Source organism: Micrococcus sp. iso_239, assembly GCF_056173395.1.
In genome coordinates, this window is the sequence record NZ_CM149672.1 from 2,329,017 (window position 1) to 2,347,787 (window position 18,771).

General features: G+C 71.8%; 20 protein-coding genes. 10 read left to right on the plus strand and 10 right to left on the minus strand.

Annotated features, from left to right (window positions below; genetic code table 11):
* Window positions 1-114 precede the first annotated feature (114 nt).
* Window positions 115-567, plus strand: coding sequence for a type II 3-dehydroquinate dehydratase (aroQ, locus tag AC0VX2_RS10880; protein WP_020628425.1), 453 nt, complete (start codon window positions 115-117; stop codon window positions 565-567).
* A gap of 96 nt (window positions 568-663) precedes the next feature.
* On the plus strand, window positions 664-1,146 hold the full coding sequence (locus AC0VX2_RS10885) for a pyridoxamine 5'-phosphate oxidase family protein (protein WP_020628426.1): 483 nt from the start codon (window positions 664-666) through the stop codon (window positions 1,144-1,146).
* 70 nt (window positions 1,147-1,216) lie between these two features.
* Here AC0VX2_RS10885 and AC0VX2_RS10890 read toward each other — a convergent pair whose 3' ends face one another.
* The 3 genes from AC0VX2_RS10890 to AC0VX2_RS10900 form a co-directional block, all read right to left on the minus strand.
* Window positions 1,217-1,804, minus strand: a complete 588-nt coding sequence (locus AC0VX2_RS10890; protein ID WP_169577820.1) for a DUF4352 domain-containing protein — start codon at window positions 1,802-1,804, stop codon at window positions 1,217-1,219.
* 453 nt (window positions 1,805-2,257) lie between these two features.
* The gene (rlmN, locus tag AC0VX2_RS10895) at window positions 2,258-3,442 is read right to left on the minus strand and encodes a dual-specificity RNA methyltransferase RlmN (protein WP_459564257.1); all 1,185 of its coding nucleotides are present in this window, start codon (window positions 3,440-3,442) and stop codon (window positions 2,258-2,260) included.
* Between the two features lie 217 nt (window positions 3,443-3,659).
* Entirely contained in the window at window positions 3,660-4,532 is an 873-nt protein-coding gene (locus AC0VX2_RS10900; protein WP_020628429.1) for an oxygenase MpaB family protein, read from the minus strand.
* Window positions 4,533-4,877: 345 nt separating this feature from the next.
* Between AC0VX2_RS10900 and AC0VX2_RS10905 the strand changes: the two genes are divergently transcribed.
* The gene (locus AC0VX2_RS10905) at window positions 4,878-5,150 is read left to right on the plus strand and encodes a three-helix bundle dimerization domain-containing protein (protein WP_240756457.1); all 273 of its coding nucleotides are present in this window, start codon (window positions 4,878-4,880) and stop codon (window positions 5,148-5,150) included.
* A 256-nt stretch (window positions 5,151-5,406) separates the two neighbouring features.
* On the opposite strand, the gene AC0VX2_RS10910 is transcribed toward AC0VX2_RS10905, so the two are convergent.
* Window positions 5,407-6,651 carry an isochorismate synthase gene (locus AC0VX2_RS10910; protein ID WP_041103395.1) on the minus strand — a complete coding sequence of 415 codons (1,245 nt, stop codon included), beginning with the start codon at window positions 6,649-6,651 and terminating at the stop codon, window positions 5,407-5,409.
* 198 nt (window positions 6,652-6,849) lie between these two features.
* Here AC0VX2_RS10910 and AC0VX2_RS10915 point away from each other — a divergent pair, with 198 nt between their 5' ends.
* From AC0VX2_RS10915 to AC0VX2_RS10930, 4 genes are read left to right on the plus strand one after another with little or no spacing between them, the layout of a single operon-like run.
* Window positions 6,850-7,644 carry an arsenate-mycothiol transferase ArsC gene (locus tag AC0VX2_RS10915; protein ID WP_041103397.1) on the plus strand — a complete coding sequence of 265 codons (795 nt, stop codon included), beginning with the start codon at window positions 6,850-6,852 and terminating at the stop codon, window positions 7,642-7,644.
* A 10-nt stretch (window positions 7,645-7,654) separates the two neighbouring features.
* Window positions 7,655-8,035, plus strand: a complete 381-nt coding sequence (locus AC0VX2_RS10920) for a metal-sensitive transcriptional regulator (protein ID WP_010079981.1) — start codon at window positions 7,655-7,657, stop codon at window positions 8,033-8,035.
* A 41-nt stretch (window positions 8,036-8,076) separates the two neighbouring features.
* Window positions 8,077-8,295, plus strand: a complete 219-nt coding sequence (locus AC0VX2_RS10925) for a heavy-metal-associated domain-containing protein (protein WP_041103399.1) — start codon at window positions 8,077-8,079, stop codon at window positions 8,293-8,295.
* Window positions 8,296-8,300: 5 nt separating this feature from the next.
* Entirely contained in the window at window positions 8,301-10,760 is a 2,460-nt protein-coding gene (locus tag AC0VX2_RS10930; protein WP_041103401.1) for a heavy metal translocating P-type ATPase, read from the plus strand.
* 51 nt (window positions 10,761-10,811) lie between these two features.
* On the opposite strand, the gene AC0VX2_RS10935 is transcribed toward AC0VX2_RS10930, so the two are convergent.
* Window positions 10,812-11,225 (minus strand): DUF4259 domain-containing protein, encoded by a 414-nt coding sequence (locus AC0VX2_RS10935; protein ID WP_036316745.1) that lies wholly within the window; start codon window positions 11,223-11,225, stop codon window positions 10,812-10,814.
* Between the two features lie 9 nt (window positions 11,226-11,234).
* Window positions 11,235-12,242, minus strand: a complete 1,008-nt coding sequence (locus AC0VX2_RS10940) for an IS481 family transposase (protein ID WP_101965873.1) — start codon at window positions 12,240-12,242, stop codon at window positions 11,235-11,237.
* Between the two features lie 215 nt (window positions 12,243-12,457).
* On the opposite strand from AC0VX2_RS10940, the gene AC0VX2_RS10945 reads away from it, so the two are divergent.
* Window positions 12,458-13,015 carry an SRPBCC family protein gene (locus AC0VX2_RS10945; RefSeq protein WP_020624655.1) on the plus strand — a complete coding sequence of 186 codons (558 nt, stop codon included), beginning with the start codon at window positions 12,458-12,460 and terminating at the stop codon, window positions 13,013-13,015.
* 149 nt (window positions 13,016-13,164) lie between these two features.
* Here the strand turns inward: AC0VX2_RS10945 and AC0VX2_RS10950 are convergent, their stop codons facing one another.
* Window positions 13,165-13,482 (minus strand): putative quinol monooxygenase, encoded by a 318-nt coding sequence (locus AC0VX2_RS10950; RefSeq protein ID WP_020624654.1) that lies wholly within the window; start codon window positions 13,480-13,482, stop codon window positions 13,165-13,167.
* The gene (locus AC0VX2_RS10955) at window positions 13,479-13,919 is read right to left on the minus strand and encodes a hotdog fold thioesterase (protein ID WP_020624653.1); all 441 of its coding nucleotides are present in this window, start codon (window positions 13,917-13,919) and stop codon (window positions 13,479-13,481) included. Before AC0VX2_RS10955 ends, AC0VX2_RS10950 begins: the two co-directional genes overlap by 4 nt.
* Window positions 13,920-14,084: 165 nt before the next feature.
* Between AC0VX2_RS10955 and AC0VX2_RS10960 the strand changes: the two genes are divergently transcribed.
* Window positions 14,085-15,092: an IS481 family transposase gene (locus AC0VX2_RS10960; protein ID WP_043279157.1), complete on the plus strand. Its 1,008-nt coding sequence runs from the start codon at window positions 14,085-14,087 to the stop codon at window positions 15,090-15,092.
* A 9-nt stretch (window positions 15,093-15,101) separates the two neighbouring features.
* Window positions 15,102-16,007: an alpha/beta hydrolase family protein gene (locus tag AC0VX2_RS10965; protein WP_020624651.1), complete on the plus strand. Its 906-nt coding sequence runs from the start codon at window positions 15,102-15,104 to the stop codon at window positions 16,005-16,007.
* A gap of 154 nt (window positions 16,008-16,161) precedes the next feature.
* On the opposite strand, the gene adhP is transcribed toward AC0VX2_RS10965, so the two are convergent.
* On the minus strand, window positions 16,162-17,193 hold the full coding sequence (adhP, locus tag AC0VX2_RS10970) for an alcohol dehydrogenase AdhP (protein ID WP_070708863.1): 1,032 nt from the start codon (window positions 17,191-17,193) through the stop codon (window positions 16,162-16,164).
* Window positions 17,194-17,247: 54 nt separating this feature from the next.
* Complete coding sequence (gene exaC, locus AC0VX2_RS10975) at window positions 17,248-18,771, minus strand: acetaldehyde dehydrogenase ExaC (protein WP_070708862.1); 1,524 nt, start codon at window positions 18,769-18,771, stop codon at window positions 17,248-17,250.

The window sequence follows — 18,771 nt, forward strand, 5'->3', positions numbered from 1 at the left end:
CCGCGGATGAGTGGATGTCGCAATTCCCATCCTGCGGGGCGGAGCCCGCTCGTCTCATCTCAGCCCGTGCCTCGTGTCAAGAACCTCATGACCCACAACACCTAGACTGACCGCATGACCGCCACTCCCGCCCTGCCCCTGCTCGTGCTCAACGGCCCCAACCTGAACCTGCTCGGCACCCGCGAGCCCGAGGTCTACGGCACGGCCACCCTCGACGACGTCCGTGCGCTCACCGAGGCCCGCGCGGCCGAGCACGGGCTGACCGTGGACTTCCGACAGTCCAACCACGAGGGCGAGCTCATCGACTGGATCCAGGAGGCCCGCACCTCCCACGCGGGCGTCCTCATCAACCCCGCCGCGTACTCGCACACCTCCATCGCCATCCGGGACGCCCTCGCCGCCGTCGACCGGCCGATCGCCGAGGTGCACATCTCCAACGTCCACCGGCGCGAGGCGTTCCGGCACCACTCGCACGTCTCCGCCGTCGCCGACGTCGTGATCGCCGGGGCGGGAGTCCAGGGCTACGCCCTCGCCGTCGACTGGCTCGCCGCGGCTGTGCGCCGCTGAGCGCTGGTCAGGCCCCGCCTGGCCGTGCCTAGGGTCGGTGGTACGAGCCGGTGGCCACATCAGGGCGCCGGCACCCGACGACGAAGGAGTCACGCCATGGGCACCCAGGATCCCCGCGCCCGTCTGCTCGAGAAGCTCGCGAAGGTGAACGTCTGCATGCTGACCACCGCTGAGCGGGACGGCACGCTCGTCACCCGCCCGATGGGCCTGCAACAGGCCGAGGACGGCGGCACGCTCTGGTTCCTCACGCGCGCCACCTCCGACGTCGCCGCGGACGCTCCGCAGCGCCCGGTCAACGTCGCCGTGCAGGACAAGGACTTCTGGGCCTCCCTCGCGGGCCACGGGCAGCTCGTCCGCGATGACGCGCGCAAGAAGGAGTTCTGGAACCCGGCCACCGAGGCGTTCTTCGGTGAGGGCTCGAACCCCGAGGATCCGCAGATCGTGCTGGTGCGCGTGGACGTGGACACCGCCCAGTTCTGGGAGTCCCCGGGCGCGGTGGCCACCGCCGTCGAGCTGGTGAAGGCCAAGGTCACCGGCGGGACCGCCGAGCCGGGCGACAGCGAGACCGTCCGGTTCTGATCCATCGTTAACCCGACGACGACGAACCCATAATATGGGTTCGTCGTCGTCTTTTAGGTCTTCCGGTGAATTAGAGCGATGGATCGAAGGCGAAGACCGCCCCATCTCCATCGTTCAGATTCAAATCCTGGAAGTAGATGCCCCGAATGTCAGCGCCTTCTGGCACCAGGAACGCATAGGTCATCTCGGAACTGAAGCCTGGCTGCAGTTGATCATTGCATTCAGGGTTCCCACGGAGTTCATAGAGTGATTTCACTGTATCGAACTCGCGACCCTGCGCATCTACAACCTTAGCCATGATAGGCAACGAGCACGTCAGGTCCATCGAGGAAGAACCGTCATTCTGGACCTCGGTCGTTGCAATTACGAAGCGGCCTCCCTGATCGGCCTCAACAACTTCAAAAGTCTCGTACCCGGAGCCCTCGCGGTGACCTGAAGTATTGCGCTCTAACGTCCGCGAAGCCTCCGCATCAATCAGGGTTACCGTTGCCCCGCCGTGTGTCTGAGTGTCACCGATGGTCGGCAGCTCCTCGAGCGTCGAAGGCGTTACACTCACCGTGGCCGCGGAAGAGGCGGATGAAGAGCTATCCGATCCCGGTGCTGCTGCAGCGCTGGTAGACGAAGCCGGATCGGCTGGCACCGAAGCGGTCTCTGTCACGGTTACCGTTGCGGTCGCTGGCCCTGCGCCCCCCTCGACCCCACAGCCGGCAAGCACACTAGCAGCAAAGATCCCCAGTCCCACCCGTAATGCGGTCTTGTACAACCTCATGCGACCCCCTCGACTCCTCCTGCTGCCCCTCGGCAGCAAACTACAGACACATCCGCATTCTAGGTCACACTCACGCGCAGCATCGGTCACCGAGTGCGTGCCGCTCACCAGGTCCTCCATCGGCGGTCTGAGGCTCAAGTAAAAAGGCCCCCTTGTCGAGGCGCCTAGCGGCAGGAAGTGTTGAATGCGCGACGTGTCTGGTCTTCTCTGCGCGCTCATTGTCGGCCATAGACCTACCTCGACGCGCAGCAACAAGCAGTGATGCCCTGCAATCCAACACCCCGGTCCCGGCGCGACGCCGGGGCCGCCCCTTCCCCGGCCGGGGGCGCCGCCGGGGCGGGGTCAACTGGCCGCCGCGTCTTCGTCCTCGGCCGCCAGCTGGCCGCATGCGCCGTCGATCTCCTTGCCACGGGTGTCACGCAGGGTGGTGGGGATGCCGGCGGCGTTGAGCCGGTCCACGAACTCGCGCGTCACGTCCTTCTCCGAGGCGGTCCAGATGGAGCCCGGCGTCGGGTTCAGCGGGATCGGGTTCACGTGCACCCAGCCCTTGCCCCGGGCGTTGAGCTTCTTGGCCAGCAGGTCGGCGCGCCACGCGTGGTCGTTCATGTCCTTGATGAGCGCGTACTCGATGGACACCCGGCGCCCGGTGGCCACGAAGTAGTCGTATGCGGCGTCGATCGCCTCGTCCGCCTTCCAGCGCGAGTTCACGGGGATCAGCTCGTCGCGCAGCTCGTCGTCCGGCGCGTGCAGGGACAGGGCGAACGTCAGCGGCACCCCCTCCTCGGCCAGCTTCCGGATGGCCGGCACCAGGCCCACAGTGGACAGCGTGATGTTCCGCGCGGACATGCCCAGACCCTCGGGCGAGGGGTCCACCATGCGGTGCACGGCGGCCATCACGCGCTTGTAGTTGGCCAGGGGCTCACCCATGCCCATGAACACGACGTTGGTGACGCGGTCGGCGTCGTGCCCGCCGTCCTTGCGCTTGCCGCCCAGTCCGCCCTGGGCGATCACCTGGTTGGCCAGCACGATCTGCTCCACGATCTCCGCCGTGGACATGTTGCGGGTCAGCCCGGCCTGGCCCGTGGCGCAGAACGGGCAGTTCATCCCGCAGCCGGCCTGGCTGGACACGCACAGCGTCACGCGGCCGGGGTACCGCATGAGCACGGACTCCACGAGCGCGCCGTCGAACAGCCGCCACAGGAACTTGACGGTGTCCCCGCGGTCGGTCTCCATGCGCCGGACCTCGGTGAGCAGCGGCGGGAAGAACGCCTCCGCGATCGCCTCCCGCTTGTCCTTGGGCAGGTCCGTCATCTGCTCCGGATCGGTGGTGTAGTGCTCGAAGTAGTGCACCGAGAGCTGCTTGGCGCGGAACGCCGGCAGCCCGATCTCCTTGGCCTTCTCCTGCCGTTCCTTCAGCGTGAGGTCGGCCAGGTGGGTGGGCGGCTGGGAGACGCGCGGCTGCTTGAACTGCAGCTGCGGTCGGCCGTCCGGGCCCATCGGCTGGGTCCAGCCCTCGGTCTTCGGCATCACCTGGGGGCGCTCGGCGGTGGCGGCCTCGCGGCGCTTGGGCGCGGAGAGCTGGTGGCCGACGCCGGCGCGGCGCATGCGCTCTCGGTCCTCGGCGAGCTGGCGCGCCTCGGACTCGTCGATCAGGCCGCGCTCGGGGCGGCCGAGGGCCGGCTTGCCGGCGCGGTCCCTCTGGCGGTTCGGGGTGGGCTTCGATCCGGGGCGGCGGGGCTGGTAGTCAGACATCGGCACCATTCTCCCAGACGGGGCGGACTTCGCGGCGGGTCGCCTCCACGTCGACGGCGCCGCGCGGCCCCGGCATCCGGGGCAGCCCCCGCAGGACCCAGCGGACGACGACGCCGCGCACCCTCGCCGGCAGCGGCCGGTACAGGGTCCGCGCCAGCCCCCAGAGGCGTGCCTCCCGGACGGAGTCCCGCCCGGTCCAGGACCAGCCGAGGCCGGCGCGCACGCGCCCCGGGAGGAGGCCGGCGGTGACGAACCGGGCCAGGGGCAGGGCCGCCCGCAGCGGCGCGGGGACGCCCTGGCCGGAGAACAGGTCGGCGGCGATCCGCCGCGCGTCGTCCGTGACCTCGAGCCGGGCCACCCGGTCGTCCCAGTAGTCCGCGAACGCCGCGCGGTCGACCGGCCAGGCGGAGGCGGGGACCTCCAGGCTCGTGGCGAGCGGGGCGTACCCGCGGTAGAGGCGGTCGGCGTCCTCGGCGTCGAGGGCGCCCCACATCCGGCGGCGCACCTGCTCCCCCATCGCGTAGAGGGTGGCGGCCACCCAGAGCTGGGCGTCCGGGTCGGCGGCGTCGTAGGGGTGGCCTCCGGCGTCGACCCCGCGGACCGGGCGGTGCGCCGCCCGCACCCGGTCGACGACCGCGTCTCGCAACGACGCGGCCTCGGGGAGGGTGACCGCGTAGATGTAGGCGAGCGTGTGGCGGAGCCGGCGCATCGGGTCCTCGGTGAACCGGGAGTGGACGGCGACGCCGGCCCCCACCGGCCGGTGCGCCACCTGGAGCAGGATCGCCGCGCCGGCGCCGGCGAGGATCACGGCCTCGCGGGCGAGGGCGGCCGCGGAGGTCGGGGCGGAGTGGCAGTCGGGGCGCATGGTCCCAGCCTCGCACCGGGCCGGGCGGAGGGGCAGGGGGCCGAGATGAACGGTGCCGTTCACCTTCTGTTCATCTTGCTGTTCGCCTGCCGCTCGTGGCACCTCGATCCGAGAACCGCATGATTGCGCTGATTTCGCGCCATGCAGGCATGCGCGACAGGGTGTCACAGGTCACGTTGGTGAACACGGAGTTGCACTCCGGGAGGAAATCTGTAAACTTGTTCACAAGCAGTTCACCTAGCGTTTACGGAACGCGAGGTCGGGACTCCACCGAACTCATCACCCGCGGCCCCGCCGCGACGATCCGCCGGACTCGTGGTCCGGCAACCAAAGGAGGTGCTCACCGTGAGCATCAACACGACCAGCCACCACCTGCCCACCGCCCCGAGCCCCCTCATGCAACGCCACGTGCTCCAGCGCGTCGAGGAGACCCTCCTCCGCCGCTTCGAGGGCACCGTCACCGCCGAGACCGTCCGCTCGGTCGTCCGCGAGGTCGTCGCCGACCTCAAGCGCGGCGCCCGCATCACCACCTTCCTGCCGGCCCTCGCCGAGCGCGAGGCCACCCGCCGCCTCCAGGCCGCGGCGCCGGCCCACGAGGCCATGGCCGTCGCCGCCTGATCCCCCATACCGACGCGACGACCCGTCGGCCCGCCCCGCGAGGGGCCGTGGCCGGCGGGTCTTCTCGCCTCCCCGGACGCTTTCGTTCGAGAAACGGCGTCACCGCTCCTTGCTGATGCGGCCATCCGGCACCTCCGCTCCTGGACGCCGTTCCATCGCCGCCCACGCGAATCCGGCGTGCGACGCCGTTTCCCGAACGAAAGCACCGCGACACGCCGCCATTTCCCGAACGAAAGCGCGACCGGCACGGGAGGCCTCAGTCCTCGGCGACGCCCAGCGCTCGGCGCATCGGCAGGAACTTGGCCCGGATCTCCGTGACCTCCTCCTCGGGCACCGCTCCCGGGACCATCCCGCCCCCGGCCTGCAGCCGCACCCCGCCGGGCACCTGCTGGCCACAGCGCAGCGCCAGGGCGATCTCGCCGTCGCCGTCCTGGTCGAGCCACCCGACCGGGCCCGCATAGCGGCCGCGGTCCACGGGCTCGACCTCCGCGATCACCCTCACCGCGTCCGGCGTGGGGGTCCCGCCGACGGCCGCCGTCGGATGCAGCGCGGCCACCACGTCCAGCACGGTCCCCCGCCCGTCCCGCAGCCGGCCGCGCACGGACGTGGCCAGGTGGTGCACGTTCGGCAGGGTCAGGACGGTGGGCGCGGGGTCGTCGTCGGCGAGGTCGACGACGGGCGCCAGCGCGTCCAGCACCGACCGCGCGGCCCAGCGATGCTCCTCCGCCAGCCGCGGATCAGAGGCCAGACGCTCCCGCAGCGCGGCGTCCTCCTCCTCGTCCGCGCCGCGCGGCATGGACCCCGCCAGCACCCGCGAGCCCACGAGCCCCGCGTGCCGCGTGGCGAGGACCTCGGGCGTGGCGCCCAGCAGCCCGCCGACGGCGAACACCCAGGTCTGCGGGTACTCGCGGCGCAGGGCCCCGATCGCCCGCCACAGGTCGGCGTCGTCCGCGGGGACGGTCATCGTGCGGCTGATCACGACCTTCGCCAGCTCCCCGCCCGAGTCGGCCATCCGCGTCAGCAGCTCGCGCACCCCGGCCGCGTAGCCGGCGTCGTCCCAGGCGAGGTCGGCGACGTCGGCGGGCAGGGGCACCTCGCCGTCGGCCAGCAGCCGGGCTCCGCGGTCCGCGGCGACGGCGGCTGCGAGCGCGTCCGCGTCCACGTGCTGGGCCACGTCCCGCACGCCGGACGGCGTGGCGCGGCGCAGATCCGCGGGGATGCGCAGGACCGCGGGCTCGGGCGAGTCATCGGCGAAGGTCGAGGAGATCCAGCCCCGCAGCGGGGCCGTCGGGTCCGGTCGCCCGGCGACGGCGGCCTGCCACAGCGCGGAGAGCCGGCGGAGCCGGTCGGTGCCGTCCAGGAGCACGGTCCAGCCGCCCTCGCCCCGCCACGCGTCGTCCCCGTGCGCCCACAGCACCGCCCGGGCGAACGGGGGGACGGCGGCCTCGGGGGCCCCGGTCGCGGGGGCGCCGAGGTCCGGGAGCAGGGAGCGGACAGACATGGCCCCCATTCTCTCCCACCTCGGCGGACCCCCGCTCCGGGCCCGGGCGTCGGCCACCGCCCCGACGACGGCGGCGAGCAGCGTCGTCGGGCGCGGAGGGATCCCGTCAAGGCTTGCGCCGGCACACCCGACGTCGCAGGGTGGGGGCACCCGTTCACCTCGCGTTCAGCCGACCGCCTTCCCCGGAGGACTCGCACCATGACCCCCATCCCCCCGGACCCCCACGCCGATCACGCCCCGGCGGTGGACGACATGCCGCTGGACACGACGGCCGCGCCGGACATCCCCGCCGCGGTGGACCCCGTGCCGCACGGGATGGCCGCGCACGTGCTCGAGCGCGAGGTCGGGCCGCTGATGGCGCGCTTCCCCGGCGTGGCCGACGAGGCGACGGTGCGTCAGATCCTGTTCGACTCCTACGCCGAGCTCGCCGCGACGAGCCGCCATCCGGAGATGCTGCCGACCACCGCGGTGCAGCATGCCGCCTCGCGCCTGCGCGCCAAGGCGATCAACCAGGGCAGCATCGAGTCCCGCCACCCGCGTGTGCTGTTCGTCTGCCACGGCAACGCCGGCCGCTCGCAGATGGCCGCGGCCCTGCTCGAGAACCGCACCCACGGCGCGGTCAGGGCCCGTTCGGCCGGCACGGAGCCTGCCGGCGAGGTCATCTCCACCGCGTTCGAGGCGATGAACGAGATCGGCATCCCGCTGCACCACACGTACACCAAGGGTCTGGACCCGGACGTGCTCCGGGCCGCCGAGATCGTGGTGCTCTTCGACGGCGCGGATCCGTTCGAGATCCCCGAGGGCGCGCAGGTGCAGAAGTGGTCCGTGCCGTCGATCCGCGGCATGAGCCTCGAGCAGGTGCGCGGCGTGCGCGACGCCCTGGACCTGGAGGTCCGCGGCCTGATCGCCGATCTGGGCGAAGCCGCCACCCCGCTGCCGGAGGAGGGCACCCGCGTCGGCCGACCCCTTGACCTATACCCCCCTGGGGTATAGAACAGGGGGTATGAGCACGGACAGCACGACGACGGCGCCCGCCGCCGCCTCGCCCCTTCCGTCCGCCGCGGCGGACGCCTGCGACGGCCACCGGCCCCCGCACGAGGTCCACCGGGACAAGGCCAAGCACCTGGCGCGACTGCGCCGCATCGAGGGGCAGGTGCGCGGCCTCCACCGCATGGTGGACGAGGACGTGTACTGCATCGACGTCCTCACGCAGATCGCCGCCGTCACGAAGGCGCTGCAGTCCCTCAGCCTGAACCTCACCTCGGAGCACCTGCGTCACTGCGTGGCCGAGGCCGCGGTGCAGGCCGAGGCGGAAGGCCGCACCGAGCTCATCGACGAGAAGGTCGCCGAGGCGACGGCCGCCCTCGGCCGCCTGCTGCGCTGACCGGCGCCGTCGCCCACCCACCACCGCACGAGGAGCACGAGATGACCACCACCGACCTGAAGATCACCGGCATGACCTGCGGCCACTGCGTCGCCTCCGTCCGGGAGGAGCTCGGTGAGATCGCCGGCGTCTCCGCCGTGGACGTCGACCTGAACGCCGGGGGCGTGTCCACCGCGACCGTCACCTCCGAGGGCCCCCTCGACCCCGCCGCCGCACGCGCCGCCGTCGAGGAGGCCGGCTACACGCTGGTGGAGGGCTGAGCCCCATGACCCACCCCGCCTCCTCCACCCCGGCCGGCCCGCCGGCCGAGACCACCCGCCGCGTCGACCTGGACGTCACCGGCATGACCTGCGCCTCGTGCGTGGGTCGCGTCGAACGCAAGCTGGGCAAGCTCGAGGGCGTCACGGCGTCCGTGAACCTGCCGCTCGAACAGGCGACCGTCACCGCGCCCGCCGGCGTCTCGGACGAGGAGCTCGTGGCCGCCGTCGAGAAGGCCGGGTACGGCGCCACCGTGCGCCGTCCCGCCCCGCCGGCCGGACACGCCGGACACGCCGGGCACGCGCACACCTCCGAGCACGGCGAGGAGCATGCCGCGGACCATGACGGCGTGGACCACCACGACCACATGGCCCACGGTCCGAGTGAGGACGTGCTCAAGCCGCGCCTGATCGGCGCGGCGGTGCTGACGGTGCCGCTCGTGCTGATCTCCATGGTCCCGGCGCTGCAGTTCCCGCACTGGGGCTGGGTCGCGTTCGCCCTGGCGGCGCCCGTGGCGCTGTGGGCGGCGTGGCCGTTCCACTCGGCGGCGTTCCGCGCGGCCCGGCACGGCTCGTCCACGATGGACACCCTCGTGTCCCTGGGCGTGCTCGTCTCCTTCTCCTTCTCGGCCGTGGAGCTGATCCTGGCGCCGGACATGACCGCCCACGTGGGCGGGACCATGGCGGAGATGGCCCACCACAGCCTGTACTTCGAGACGGCCGCGGTCATCACCACGTTCCTGCTGCTGGGCCGCTGGCTCGAGGCCCGCGCCAAGCGGGAGGCCGGCGCCGCGCTGCGGGCCCTCCTGGACCTGGGCGCGGCCCAGGCCACCCTCTACGACCCCGAGACCCACGACGAGCGCACGGTGCCCGCCGAGTCCCTCGCGCCGGGCGACGTCGTGCTGATCCGCCCCGGCGAGAAAGTGCCCACGGACGCCGAGGTGCTCGAGGGCACCTCCGCCGTGGACGCCTCCCTGCTCACGGGCGAGTCCGTGCCCGTGGAGGTCGGCCCCGGGGACGCCCTCACCGGCGCCACCCTGAACACCTCGGGCCGGCTCGTGGCCCGCGCGACCCGCGTCGGCTCGGACACGACGCTCGCCCAGATGGGACGGCTCGTCTCCGAGGCGCAGACCGGCAAGGCCCGCGTGGCCCGGCTGGCCGACCGGATCTCCGCCGTGTTCGTGCCGATCGTGCTCGGGATCGCCGTGCTGACCTTCGCGGTGTGGATGCTGGTGACCGGCGACCTGCCGTCCGCGCTGCGCGCCGGCGTGGCCGTGCTCGTGATCGCGTGCCCGTGCGCCCTCGGTCTGGCGACCCCGGTCGGCCTGCTGGCCGGCACCGGCCGCGCCTCGCAGCTGGGCATCCTCATCCGCGGCCCCGAGGTGCTCGAGGACTCGCGCACCGTGGACACGATCGTGCTGGACAAGACCGGCACCGTGACCGAGGGCCGCATGGCGCTCGCGGACGTCCTCGTCCTCGACCCCGCTTTCGTGGCCGAAACGGGCGCCTCCCGGAGCGCTTTCGTGGCCGAGACGGCGCCGGACCAGGCCGCCGACGTCCTGCTGACCCTGGCGGCCGCCGTTGAGCGCGGGTCCGAGCACCCGATCGCCCGCGCGATCGTGGCCGGCGCCGAGGAACGCGGCCTGACCGTGCCCGACGTGGCGGACTTTGCCTCCACAGCCGGCGGCGGCGTGTCCGGGCTGGTCGCCCTCCCCCACGACGACGGCGCCCTCGGCTCCGGCGCGCACGACGCCGCCGGCCCGGCCCCGGTCCGCGTGGCCGTCGGCCGCGGCTCCGTCCTCGAGACCGCCCTCGACGGCGGCATCCCCGCCGAGCACCGGGCCGCGTTCGAGGCCGCGGAGCAGGCCGGCGCCACGGCCGTATGGGTCGCGGTCGGCGGCCGCGTGGCCGGCGTCCTGTCCGTGCGGGACACCGTGAAGGAGACCTCGGCGGACGCCATCGCCCGGCTCAAGGAGCTCGGCCTGCGCCCGCTGCTGGTGACCGGGGACAACGCCGCCGTCGCCACCCAGGTGGCGGCCGCCGTCGGGATCCCGGCCGAGGACGTGGTGGCCGGCGTGCGCCCCGAGGACAAGGTGGACGTGGTGACGCGCCTGCAGTCCGAGGGCGCCGTGGTGGCCATGGTGGGCGACGGCGTCAACGACGCCCCGGCGCTCGCCGCGGCGGACATGGGCATCGCCATGGGCTCGGGGACGGACGTGGCCCGCGAGGCCGCGCAGATCACCGTGATGGGCGACGACCTGCACCAGGTGGTCCAGGCGCTCGACCTGAGCCGCCGCACCCTGGGGATCATCCGGATGAACCTGTTCTGGGCGTTCCTCTACAACGTGCTCGGCATCCCGGTCGCGGCCCTGGGCCTGCTCAACCCGATGATCGCCGGCGGCGCGATGGCGGCCTCGAGCGTGCTCGTGGTGCTGAACTCGCTGCGGCTCACCCGCTACGCGCGCTGAGCCGGGGCGGGGCCGAGCGCGGGCCGGGTCCACCCCGGCCCGGCCGGCCGGTCAGGGCAGGCATTCGCGGGAGTACTCGAGCCACTGCTCGAGCTCCCCGGACTCCTCCCAGAGCTGGTAGAGCTCGGAGCAGGAGGGCTCGCGGATGACCACGCCGATCAGCTCGCGCAGGGTCTCGACGTCCTCGTCCGAGAACTGGTCGATGAAGGCGGTGAGGTCCACCTCGTCCGTCTCCGCGTGCTCGAGCAGGGCCTCGAGGTCCGCGTGGTCCTCGTTCCGGGCGATCCGCACGAGCGCCCCGAGGGTGAGGAGTGCGGCGCCCTGGCTCGCGGTCAGGTGGCCCTCGTCCTCGTCGCGACGGAAGTTCTTGCGGAACTCGTCCAGGTCGAAGGTGCCGTCGAGGACCTCGTCCACGATGTCCAGCGCGGTGTCGTTCTGGAAGACGTTTCTGCCCCATGCGCCCATGACCTGACCCTAGGTGTAGGAGGGCATGACGTTGTTGACACGCACCGGGGCCAACGAGGCCGGTGGAGCATCTCCGCAGGAGGTATGCGGCCGATGGTAGTTGTAGTGATTCACCCACACCTGAAGGGCCTCACGCCGAGCCCGCTCTGAGGTGTAGGGGCGGGCGTAGAGGACCTCATCGACCATCAGCCGGTTGTAACGTTCGACCTTCCCGTTGTGACGCGGGGTGTAGGGGCGGATCCGGTGATGCCGGCCCCCGAGCGAGACCACCTTCCGGGTGAAGTCCACGGCCCGGTAGTTGTTGCCGTTGTCCGTGATCACCCGGTCCACGGTGATGCCGTGGGCGGCGAAGAACGCCCTCGCCCGGCAGAAGAACCCGATCGTGGTCACCGCCTTCTCGTCCTCCAACGCCTCGGTGTACGCCAGGCGGGTGTACCCGTCGATCGCCGAGTGCAGGTAGGTGTAGCCGACCCGCTGGCCAGACCCCCGCTTGGAAGCACGCCCTGCCTCACTGTCTCTTCCGTGGGCGCGCCAGCCTCCCCCTTCAGGGATGCGCCCGATTTTCTTCACGTCCAGGTGCACCATGTGCCCCGGCCCTCTCGCGGTGATCTTCTGTGGTCGTTGGCGCAGGTCTTCTCCGGCCGGGGTCAGGTCCCGTAGGCGGGAGATCCCGAGTCGGTGCAGCCACCGTCCCACGGTACGAAGACACACCCGGTGGCCCTCGGAGACGAGGTGGTGATGGATGCGCCGTGCGGACCACTTGCGCTCCCGCCGCAGGGCGTGGATCTGGGCGACCAGGACCGGATCGAGCTGGGCAGGTGAACGGTGCGGCCGGCTGGGCAGGTCCTGAAGGCCGGCTTCTCCCTCGGCGCGGTAGCGGGCCACCCAGGTGGCCACCGTGGGCCGGCTCACCCGGAACTCGGCGGCCACGTGCGCCTGCGGGATCCCGTCGTGCAGGTGGCGGTGGACCATCCTGAGACGGCCGGTCGGGGTCAGGGGTGCGTTAGCGTGAGTCATGAGTGGGTCTTTTCGGGCAGGTGGGTTGTTGAGGAACTTCCATCCTGCGGGAGAGGCCCACTCGTCTCATCTCAGCCCGTACCCCGTGGCAAGAACCTCATGACCCACAACACCTAGGCCCGGGGCGGGCCCCCGGCAAGAGTCCTGTGGTGTCCCGCCGAGGGGTGCCGTCGCCTCCGCTTCCGGTGTCCGCGGCGGTTCCTAGACTGGGCGGCATGAGCACCGAGCCGACCCCCTCGTCCGCCACCCCCGAGACCGAGTCCGCCGCCGCGCCGTCGTCGTCCGGGCTGCCGCAGGCCGCCCCGCAGGCGGCGTGGCCCGAGCGCGTGGAGACCGGCGAGCACCAGGTGTCCTACCGGGTCACCGTGGCCGCGCCGGCGCACGAGCTGTGGGCGATGCTCGCGGACCCGCACCGCCATCACGAGGCGGACGGATCCGGGACCGTGCGGCCGAAGGTGAGCGGGCCGCACCGGCTGGCCGTGGGCGACCGGTTCCGCGTGGCCATGCGAAAGTACGGGGTGCCGTACACGATGACGCTGACCGCCACCGCCGTGGACGAGGACGAGCTCGTGGAGTGGGCCCACCCGGGCGGACACCGGTGGCGCTGGGCGTTCCGGGACAACGGGGACGGCACCACCGAGGTCACCGAGACCTTCGACTACTCGTGGGCCCGGCCGGCCGTGCGCCGCGCGTACGAGCTGCTGCGGGTGCCGGCGGACAACGGGCGGGGCATCCAGTCGAGCCTCACGCGGTTGGCCGGCCGTCACCTCTGAACCGACCGCGTCTCAGTCGGCACTTTCGTTCGGGAAACGGCGGCGTGTCGGGCACTTTCGTTCGGGAAACGGTCGGCCCTCGCGCCGTTTCTCGAACGAAAACGCGCCGGGGACCGCCGTTTCCCGAACGAGAGCGGGGGGCGCGGGGGTCAGACGGCGGACCAGTGGGTCGCGGCCGGCGGCTGCGCCAGGTGCGGGGTGACGAGCGCCCGCCACGCGAGGAACGCGTCGGACTCGCGGAAGGCCACGGTGTGGTCCTCGAGCGTGCGCCAGCCGATCAGCAGCCGGTAGCGCGCCGGGTCCTCCACCTGCCGGGACAGCGCGAAGGACGTCGCGCCCTTGTCCCGGAACAGCGGCTCGGCCTCGGCGACGGCGGCCTCGAACGCCGCCTCCGCCCCCGCGGCCACGTGCAGCTCCACCGACTCGACGACCGGCCCGGCCGTCGTCGCGTCCTGCCCGGCGCTCACGCGTGCACCCGCGGGCTCGTGGAGTGGCCGGTGAACCAGGCGACGAGCTGGCCGTCCGCCTCGATGCCGACCTCGATCATGCGGTCGCGGCCGAACTCCACCGACTGGCGGGCGGTCGCCACGAGGTGCGCGCCGAGCCTGGCGGGCGCCACGTAGGTGATCTCGGCGCGCCGGGTGACGGGGGCGGCGCCGAAGGTCGCCACGCAGTACGCCAGCGCCGAGTCCGCGAGGTGGAACAGGAAGCCGCCGTGGCAGATCTCGTGGGAGTTCACCATGTCCGCGGTGACGTCGCGGTGCAGCACCACGCGCCCCTCGGCCACCTCGCCGAGGGTGACGCCGTGCTCGCGCACCGCGGGGTCGTTCGCGTAGATCTCCTCGAGGCGGGCGAGGATCTCGTCCCGGCTCTGGCCGGACGAGCTCTGGGGGGTCTCAGTCATGGGCCCATTGTGTCGCAGGTCTGTGTCGCAGGTCGCGCCGCCCCGCGCCTAGGTGTTGTGGGTCATGAGGTTCTTGACATGGGTACCGGGCTGAGATGAGACGAGTGGGCCTCTCCCGCAGGATGGAAGTTCCTACACCACCGACCTGCCAGAAGAGACCCGCTCATGACTCACGCTAACGCACCCCTGACTCCCACCGGCCGTCTCAGGATGGTCCACCGCCACCTGCACGACGGGATCCCGCAGGCGCACGTGGCCGCCGAGTTCCGGGTGAGCCGGCCCACGGTGGCCACTTGGGTCGCCCGCTACCGCGCCCAGGGAGAAGCCGGCCTTCAGGACCTGCCCAGCCGGCCGCACCGTTCACCTGCCCAGCTCGATCCGGTCTTGGTCGCCCAGATCCACGCCCTGCGGCGGGAGCGCAAGTGGTCCGCACGGCGCATCCATCACTACCTCGTCTCCGAGGGCCACCGGGTGTGTCTTCGTACCGTGGGACGGTGGCTGCACCGACTCGGGATCTCCCGCCTACGGGACCTGACCCCGGCCGGAGAAGACCTGCGCCAACGACCCCAGAAGATCACCGCGAGAGGGCCGGGGCACATGGTGCACCTGGACGTGAAGAAGATCGGGAAGATCCCAGACGGGGGCGGCTGGCGCACCCACGGACGTGAAAGTGAAGCAGGCCGTGCTTCCAAGCGCGGGCCTGGCCGGCGGGTCGGGTACACCTATCTGCACTCGGCGATCGACGGGTTCACCCGGCTGGCCTACACCGAGGCGTTGGAGGACGAGCGGGCGGCCACGACCGTGAGCTTCTACTGCCGGGCGAGGGCGTTCTTCGCCGCCCACGGCATCACCGTGGACCGGGTGATCACGGACAACGGAAACAACTACCGGGCTGCGGACTTCACCGCCAAGGTGGTCTCGCTCGGGGGCCGGCACCACCGGATCCGCCCCTACACCCCGCGCCATAACGGGAAGGTGGAGAGGTACAACCGGCTGATGGTCGATGAGGTCCTCTACGCCCGCCCGTATACCTCAGAGACAGCTCGGCGTGAGGCGCTGGCCGTGTGGGTGAACCACTACAACTACCATCGGCCTCATACCTCCTGCGGGAACGCCCCGCCGGCCTCGTTGGCACCGGCCCGAGTCAACAACGTCATGCCCTCCTACACCTAGGGTGGCGGCGTGACGCAGACCCCCTCCACCCCCGTGCGCCTCCGCGCCCGCGACGGCTTCGTGCTCGCGGCCCGCCACTTCGCCCCCACGACGACGACGCCCCCGGCCCGGCCCGCCGGCGCGGTGGTGATCGCCTCGGCGACCGGGGTGAAGGCCACGTACTACCGGCGCTACGCGGAGTTCCTCGCCGGCCACGGGTTCCACGCGGTCACGTTCGACTACCGGGGCGTCGGGGAGTCCCGTGAGCCGTTCGCCGTGGCGCGGCGGGCGCGGTGGGCGGACTGGGGCGCCCTCGACGCGGACGCCGTGCTCGGCTGGGCCCGGACGCGCCTGCCCGGCCCCCTCCTGACGGTGGGCCACAGCTACGGCGGGTTCGGCATCGGGCTCGCGGACGAGGCGCGGCATGTGGCCCGGCACGTGGCCGTCGGCGGGCAGCACGCCCACTGGCGGGACTACCGGGCGCGGCCGGGGCGTGCACGGATGTGGGCGCGGTGGCACGCGGCGATGCCGGCGATCACGCTGGCCCGCGGGCACTTCCCGGGGCGGCGGCTCGGCTGGCTCGAGGACCTGCCGCGCGGGGTCGCCCTGGACTGGGCGCGCAGTCGCCGCGACTTCACCGCGAGCGCCCGCACCGGCGCCGGCCGGGACGAGCTGCGCCGTCGTCTGGCCGCGTTCACGGCGGACGCGCTGATCGTGGCGCCCGTGGACGACGACTTCGGCACCGACGCCGCCCTCGACCGCGCGGACGCCTACTCGCCGGGTCGGCAGACGGTGCGCTGGCGGGTGCGGCCGGAGGAGCTCGGTGTCGCGGAGATCGGGCACTTCGGACTGTTCCACGCGCGGTTCGCGCCGGCCTTCTGGCCGGCCACGCTGGAGTGGCTGCGCGACGGCGTCGCCCCGGCCGCGGCCCGCTGAGGCTCGCGCACCGGAATCGCTGCGGCCCGTCCCGTCCCCGCTACGACGACGGCGGCCGCCCCGGCCCGGGTCTCCGGGCGGGACGACCGCCGTCGCACTGGTGCGCGTGATGTGTCGATACTACCCCGCGCCCAGCCGACGCCCAGGCGACACGTCAGTCCTGCATCGCGTAGTCGATGACGACGCGGCCCTCGATCTTGCCGTGGCGCATCTCGTCGAACACGTCGTTGATCTCGGTGAGCGGGCGGGTGTGGAACGTCGGGTGGATCTTCCCGGCCTCGTAGAACTCGAGTGCCTCGACCATGTCCTGCCGGGTGCCCACGATCGAGCCGCGGATGGTCAGGCCCTTGAGGACGATGTCGAAGATCGGCGCGGGGAAGTCGCCCGGGGGCAGGCCGTTGAACACGATGGTGCCGCCGCGGCGGGTCATCGCGATGGCCTGGCCGAACGCCTGCGGGTGCACGGCCGTGACGAGCACGCCGTGGGCGCCGCCGATCTTCTCCTGGATCTCCACGGAGGGGTCCGCGACGTTCGCGTTCACGGTCAGCTCCGCGCCGTGCCGGGAGGCGAGCGCCAGCTTGTCGTCCGCGACATCCACGGCCACCACGCGCATGCCCATCGCCACGGCGTACTGCACCGCGATGTGCCCCAGGCCACCGATGCCGGAGATCACGACCCACTGCCCGGGCCGCACCTCGGTCTGCTTCAGCCCCTTGTACACCGTGACGCCGGCGCACAGGATCGGGCCGACCTCCATCGGGTCCGCGCCCTCGGGGATCAGGGGCGCGTAGCGGGCGTCCACGAGCATGTACTCGCCGAAGGACCCGTTCATGGAGTAGCCGCCGTTGATCTGCTCCTCGCACAGGGTCTCCCACCCGGTGCGGCAGTACTGGCAGTGGCCGCACGCGCCCCACAGCCACGCGTTGCCGACCATGTCCCCGACCTTGAGGTTCTCGACGTCGGGCCCGACCTCCTCGACGATGCCCACGCCCTCGTGGCCCGGGATGAACGGCGGGGTCGGCTTCACCGGCCAGTCACCCTCCATCGCGTGCAGGTCCGTGTGGCAGACGCCCGAGGAGATGAGCTTCACGAGCGCTTGGTGCTGGCCGGGCGTCGGGCGCTCGACCTCCTGGACGTCGGCCTCTGTGCCGAACTGGGTGACGACGGCTGCCTTCATCGTGGTCATGGGGGATCACCTTTCGTGGGATGGGGAGGGGGGTCGTGCGGTGCCGGCACCGGCTCAGAAGAACCCGAGCTTGTCCTCGGAGTAGGAGACGAGCAGGTTCTTGGTCTGCTGGTAGTGGTCGAGCATCATCAGGTGGTTCTCGCGGCCGATGCCGGAGGACTTGTACCCGCCGAACGCGGCGTGGGCCGGGTAGGCGTGGTAGTTGTTCACCCACACGCGACCGGCCTGGATCGCCCGGCCCGCGCGATAGGCGGTGTTGCCGTTCCGGGACCACACGCCGGCGCCGAGCCCGTAGAGCGTGTCGTTGGCGATCCGCATGGCGTCGTCGAAGTCGGTGAACGTGGTCGTCGAGACCACCGGCCCGAAGATCTCCTCCTGGAAGATGCGCATCGAGTTGTCCCCGCGGAAGATCGTGGGCTGCACGTAGTAGCCGCCGGCCAGTTCGCCCTCCATCTCGGCGCGGGCGCCGCCGATCAGCACCTCGGCGCCCTCCTGACGGCCGATGTCCAGGTAGGAGGTGATCTTCTCGAGCTGGTCGTTGGAGGCCTGGGCGCCCATCATCACGTCTGTGTCGAGCGGGTTGCCGGTGACGATGCGCGAGGTCCGCTCCACGACGGCGTCGAGGAATTTCTCCGCGATCGACTCCTGCACAAGCGCACGCGACGGGCACGTGCAGACCTCGCCCTGGTTCAGCGCGAACAGGGTGAAGCCCTCCTGCGCCTTGTCCCAGTAGGCGTCGTCGTCCGCCATGACGTCCTCGAAGAAGACGTTGGGCGACTTGCCGCCCAGCTCCAGGGTCACCGGGATGATGTTCTCCGAGGCGTACTGCATGATCAGCCGGCCCGTCGTCGTCTCACCCGTGAACGCGATCTTGCGGATGCGCGGCGACTGCGCGAGCGGCTTGCCGGCCTCGAGGCCGAAGCCGTTGACCACGTTGACGACGCCGGCCGGCAGCAGGTCCGCGATCAGCTCGATGAACACCATGATCGAGGCCGGGGTCTGCTCGGCGGGCTTGATCACGACGGCGTTGCCCGCGGCCAGCGCGGGCGCCAGCTTCCACACCCCCATCAGCAGCGGGAAGTTCCACGGGATGATCTGGCCGACCACGCCGAGCGGCTCGTGGAAGTGATAGGCGACGGTGTCCTCGTCCACCTGGGACAGGCCGCCCTCCTGCGCGCGGATCGCGCCGGCGAAGTACCGGAAGTGGTCGATGGCCAGCGGCAAGTCCGCGTTGAGGGTCTCCCGGACGGCCTTGCCGTTGTCCCAGGTCTCCGCGACCGCCAGCATCTCGAGGTTCTCCTCCATGCGTTCCGCGATGCGGTGCAGCACGAGCGCCCGCTCGGCCGCCGAGGTGGCGCCCCAGGCCGGGGCGGCCTTCCAGGCGGCGTCGAGGGCGACGTCGATGTCCTCGGCCGTGCCGCGGGCGACCTCGCAGAACACCTTGCCCGTCACGGGCGTGACGTTCTCGAAGTACTGGCCCTTGACCGGGGGTGTCCACTCTCCTCCGATGAAGTGCTCGTAGCGGGACTTGAACTCGACCTTGGCTCCCTCGGTGCCCGGGAATGCGTAGACGGTCAT

Coding starts and splice junctions, on each gene's coding strand:
- adhP (WP_070708863.1), bottom strand. CDS start 17,193: ATGACCACGATGAAGGCAGCCGTCGTCACCCAGTTCGGCACAGAGGCC.
- AC0VX2_RS10930 (WP_041103401.1), top strand. CDS start 8,301: ATGACCCACCCCGCCTCCTCCACCCCGGCCGGCCCGCCGGCCGAGACC.
- rlmN (WP_459564257.1), bottom strand. CDS start 3,442: ATGCCGAAGACCGAGGGCTGGACCCAGCCGATGGGCCCGGACGGCCGA.
- AC0VX2_RS10920 (WP_010079981.1), top strand. CDS start 7,655: ATGAGCACGGACAGCACGACGACGGCGCCCGCCGCCGCCTCGCCCCTT.
- AC0VX2_RS10940 (WP_101965873.1), bottom strand. CDS start 12,242: ATGACTCACGCTAACGCACCCCTGACCCCGACCGGCCGTCTCAGGATG.
- AC0VX2_RS10960 (WP_043279157.1), top strand. CDS start 14,085: ATGACTCACGCTAACGCACCCCTGACTCCCACCGGCCGTCTCAGGATG.
- AC0VX2_RS10900 (WP_020628429.1), bottom strand. CDS start 4,532: ATGCGCCCCGACTGCCACTCCGCCCCGACCTCCGCGGCCGCCCTCGCC.
- aroQ (WP_020628425.1), top strand. CDS start 115: ATGACCGCCACTCCCGCCCTGCCCCTGCTCGTGCTCAACGGCCCCAAC.
- AC0VX2_RS10910 (WP_041103395.1), bottom strand. CDS start 6,651: ATGTCTGTCCGCTCCCTGCTCCCGGACCTCGGCGCCCCCGCGACCGGG.
- AC0VX2_RS10945 (WP_020624655.1), top strand. CDS start 12,458: ATGAGCACCGAGCCGACCCCCTCGTCCGCCACCCCCGAGACCGAGTCC.
- AC0VX2_RS10915 (WP_041103397.1), top strand. CDS start 6,850: ATGACCCCCATCCCCCCGGACCCCCACGCCGATCACGCCCCGGCGGTG.
- exaC (WP_070708862.1), bottom strand. CDS start 18,771: ATGACCGTCTACGCATTCCCGGGCACCGAGGGAGCCAAGGTCGAGTTC.
- AC0VX2_RS10925 (WP_041103399.1), top strand. CDS start 8,077: ATGACCACCACCGACCTGAAGATCACCGGCATGACCTGCGGCCACTGC.
- AC0VX2_RS10885 (WP_020628426.1), top strand. CDS start 664: ATGGGCACCCAGGATCCCCGCGCCCGTCTGCTCGAGAAGCTCGCGAAG.
- AC0VX2_RS10955 (WP_020624653.1), bottom strand. CDS start 13,919: ATGACTGAGACCCCCCAGAGCTCGTCCGGCCAGAGCCGGGACGAGATC.
- AC0VX2_RS10935 (WP_036316745.1), bottom strand. CDS start 11,225: ATGGGCGCATGGGGCAGAAACGTCTTCCAGAACGACACCGCGCTGGAC.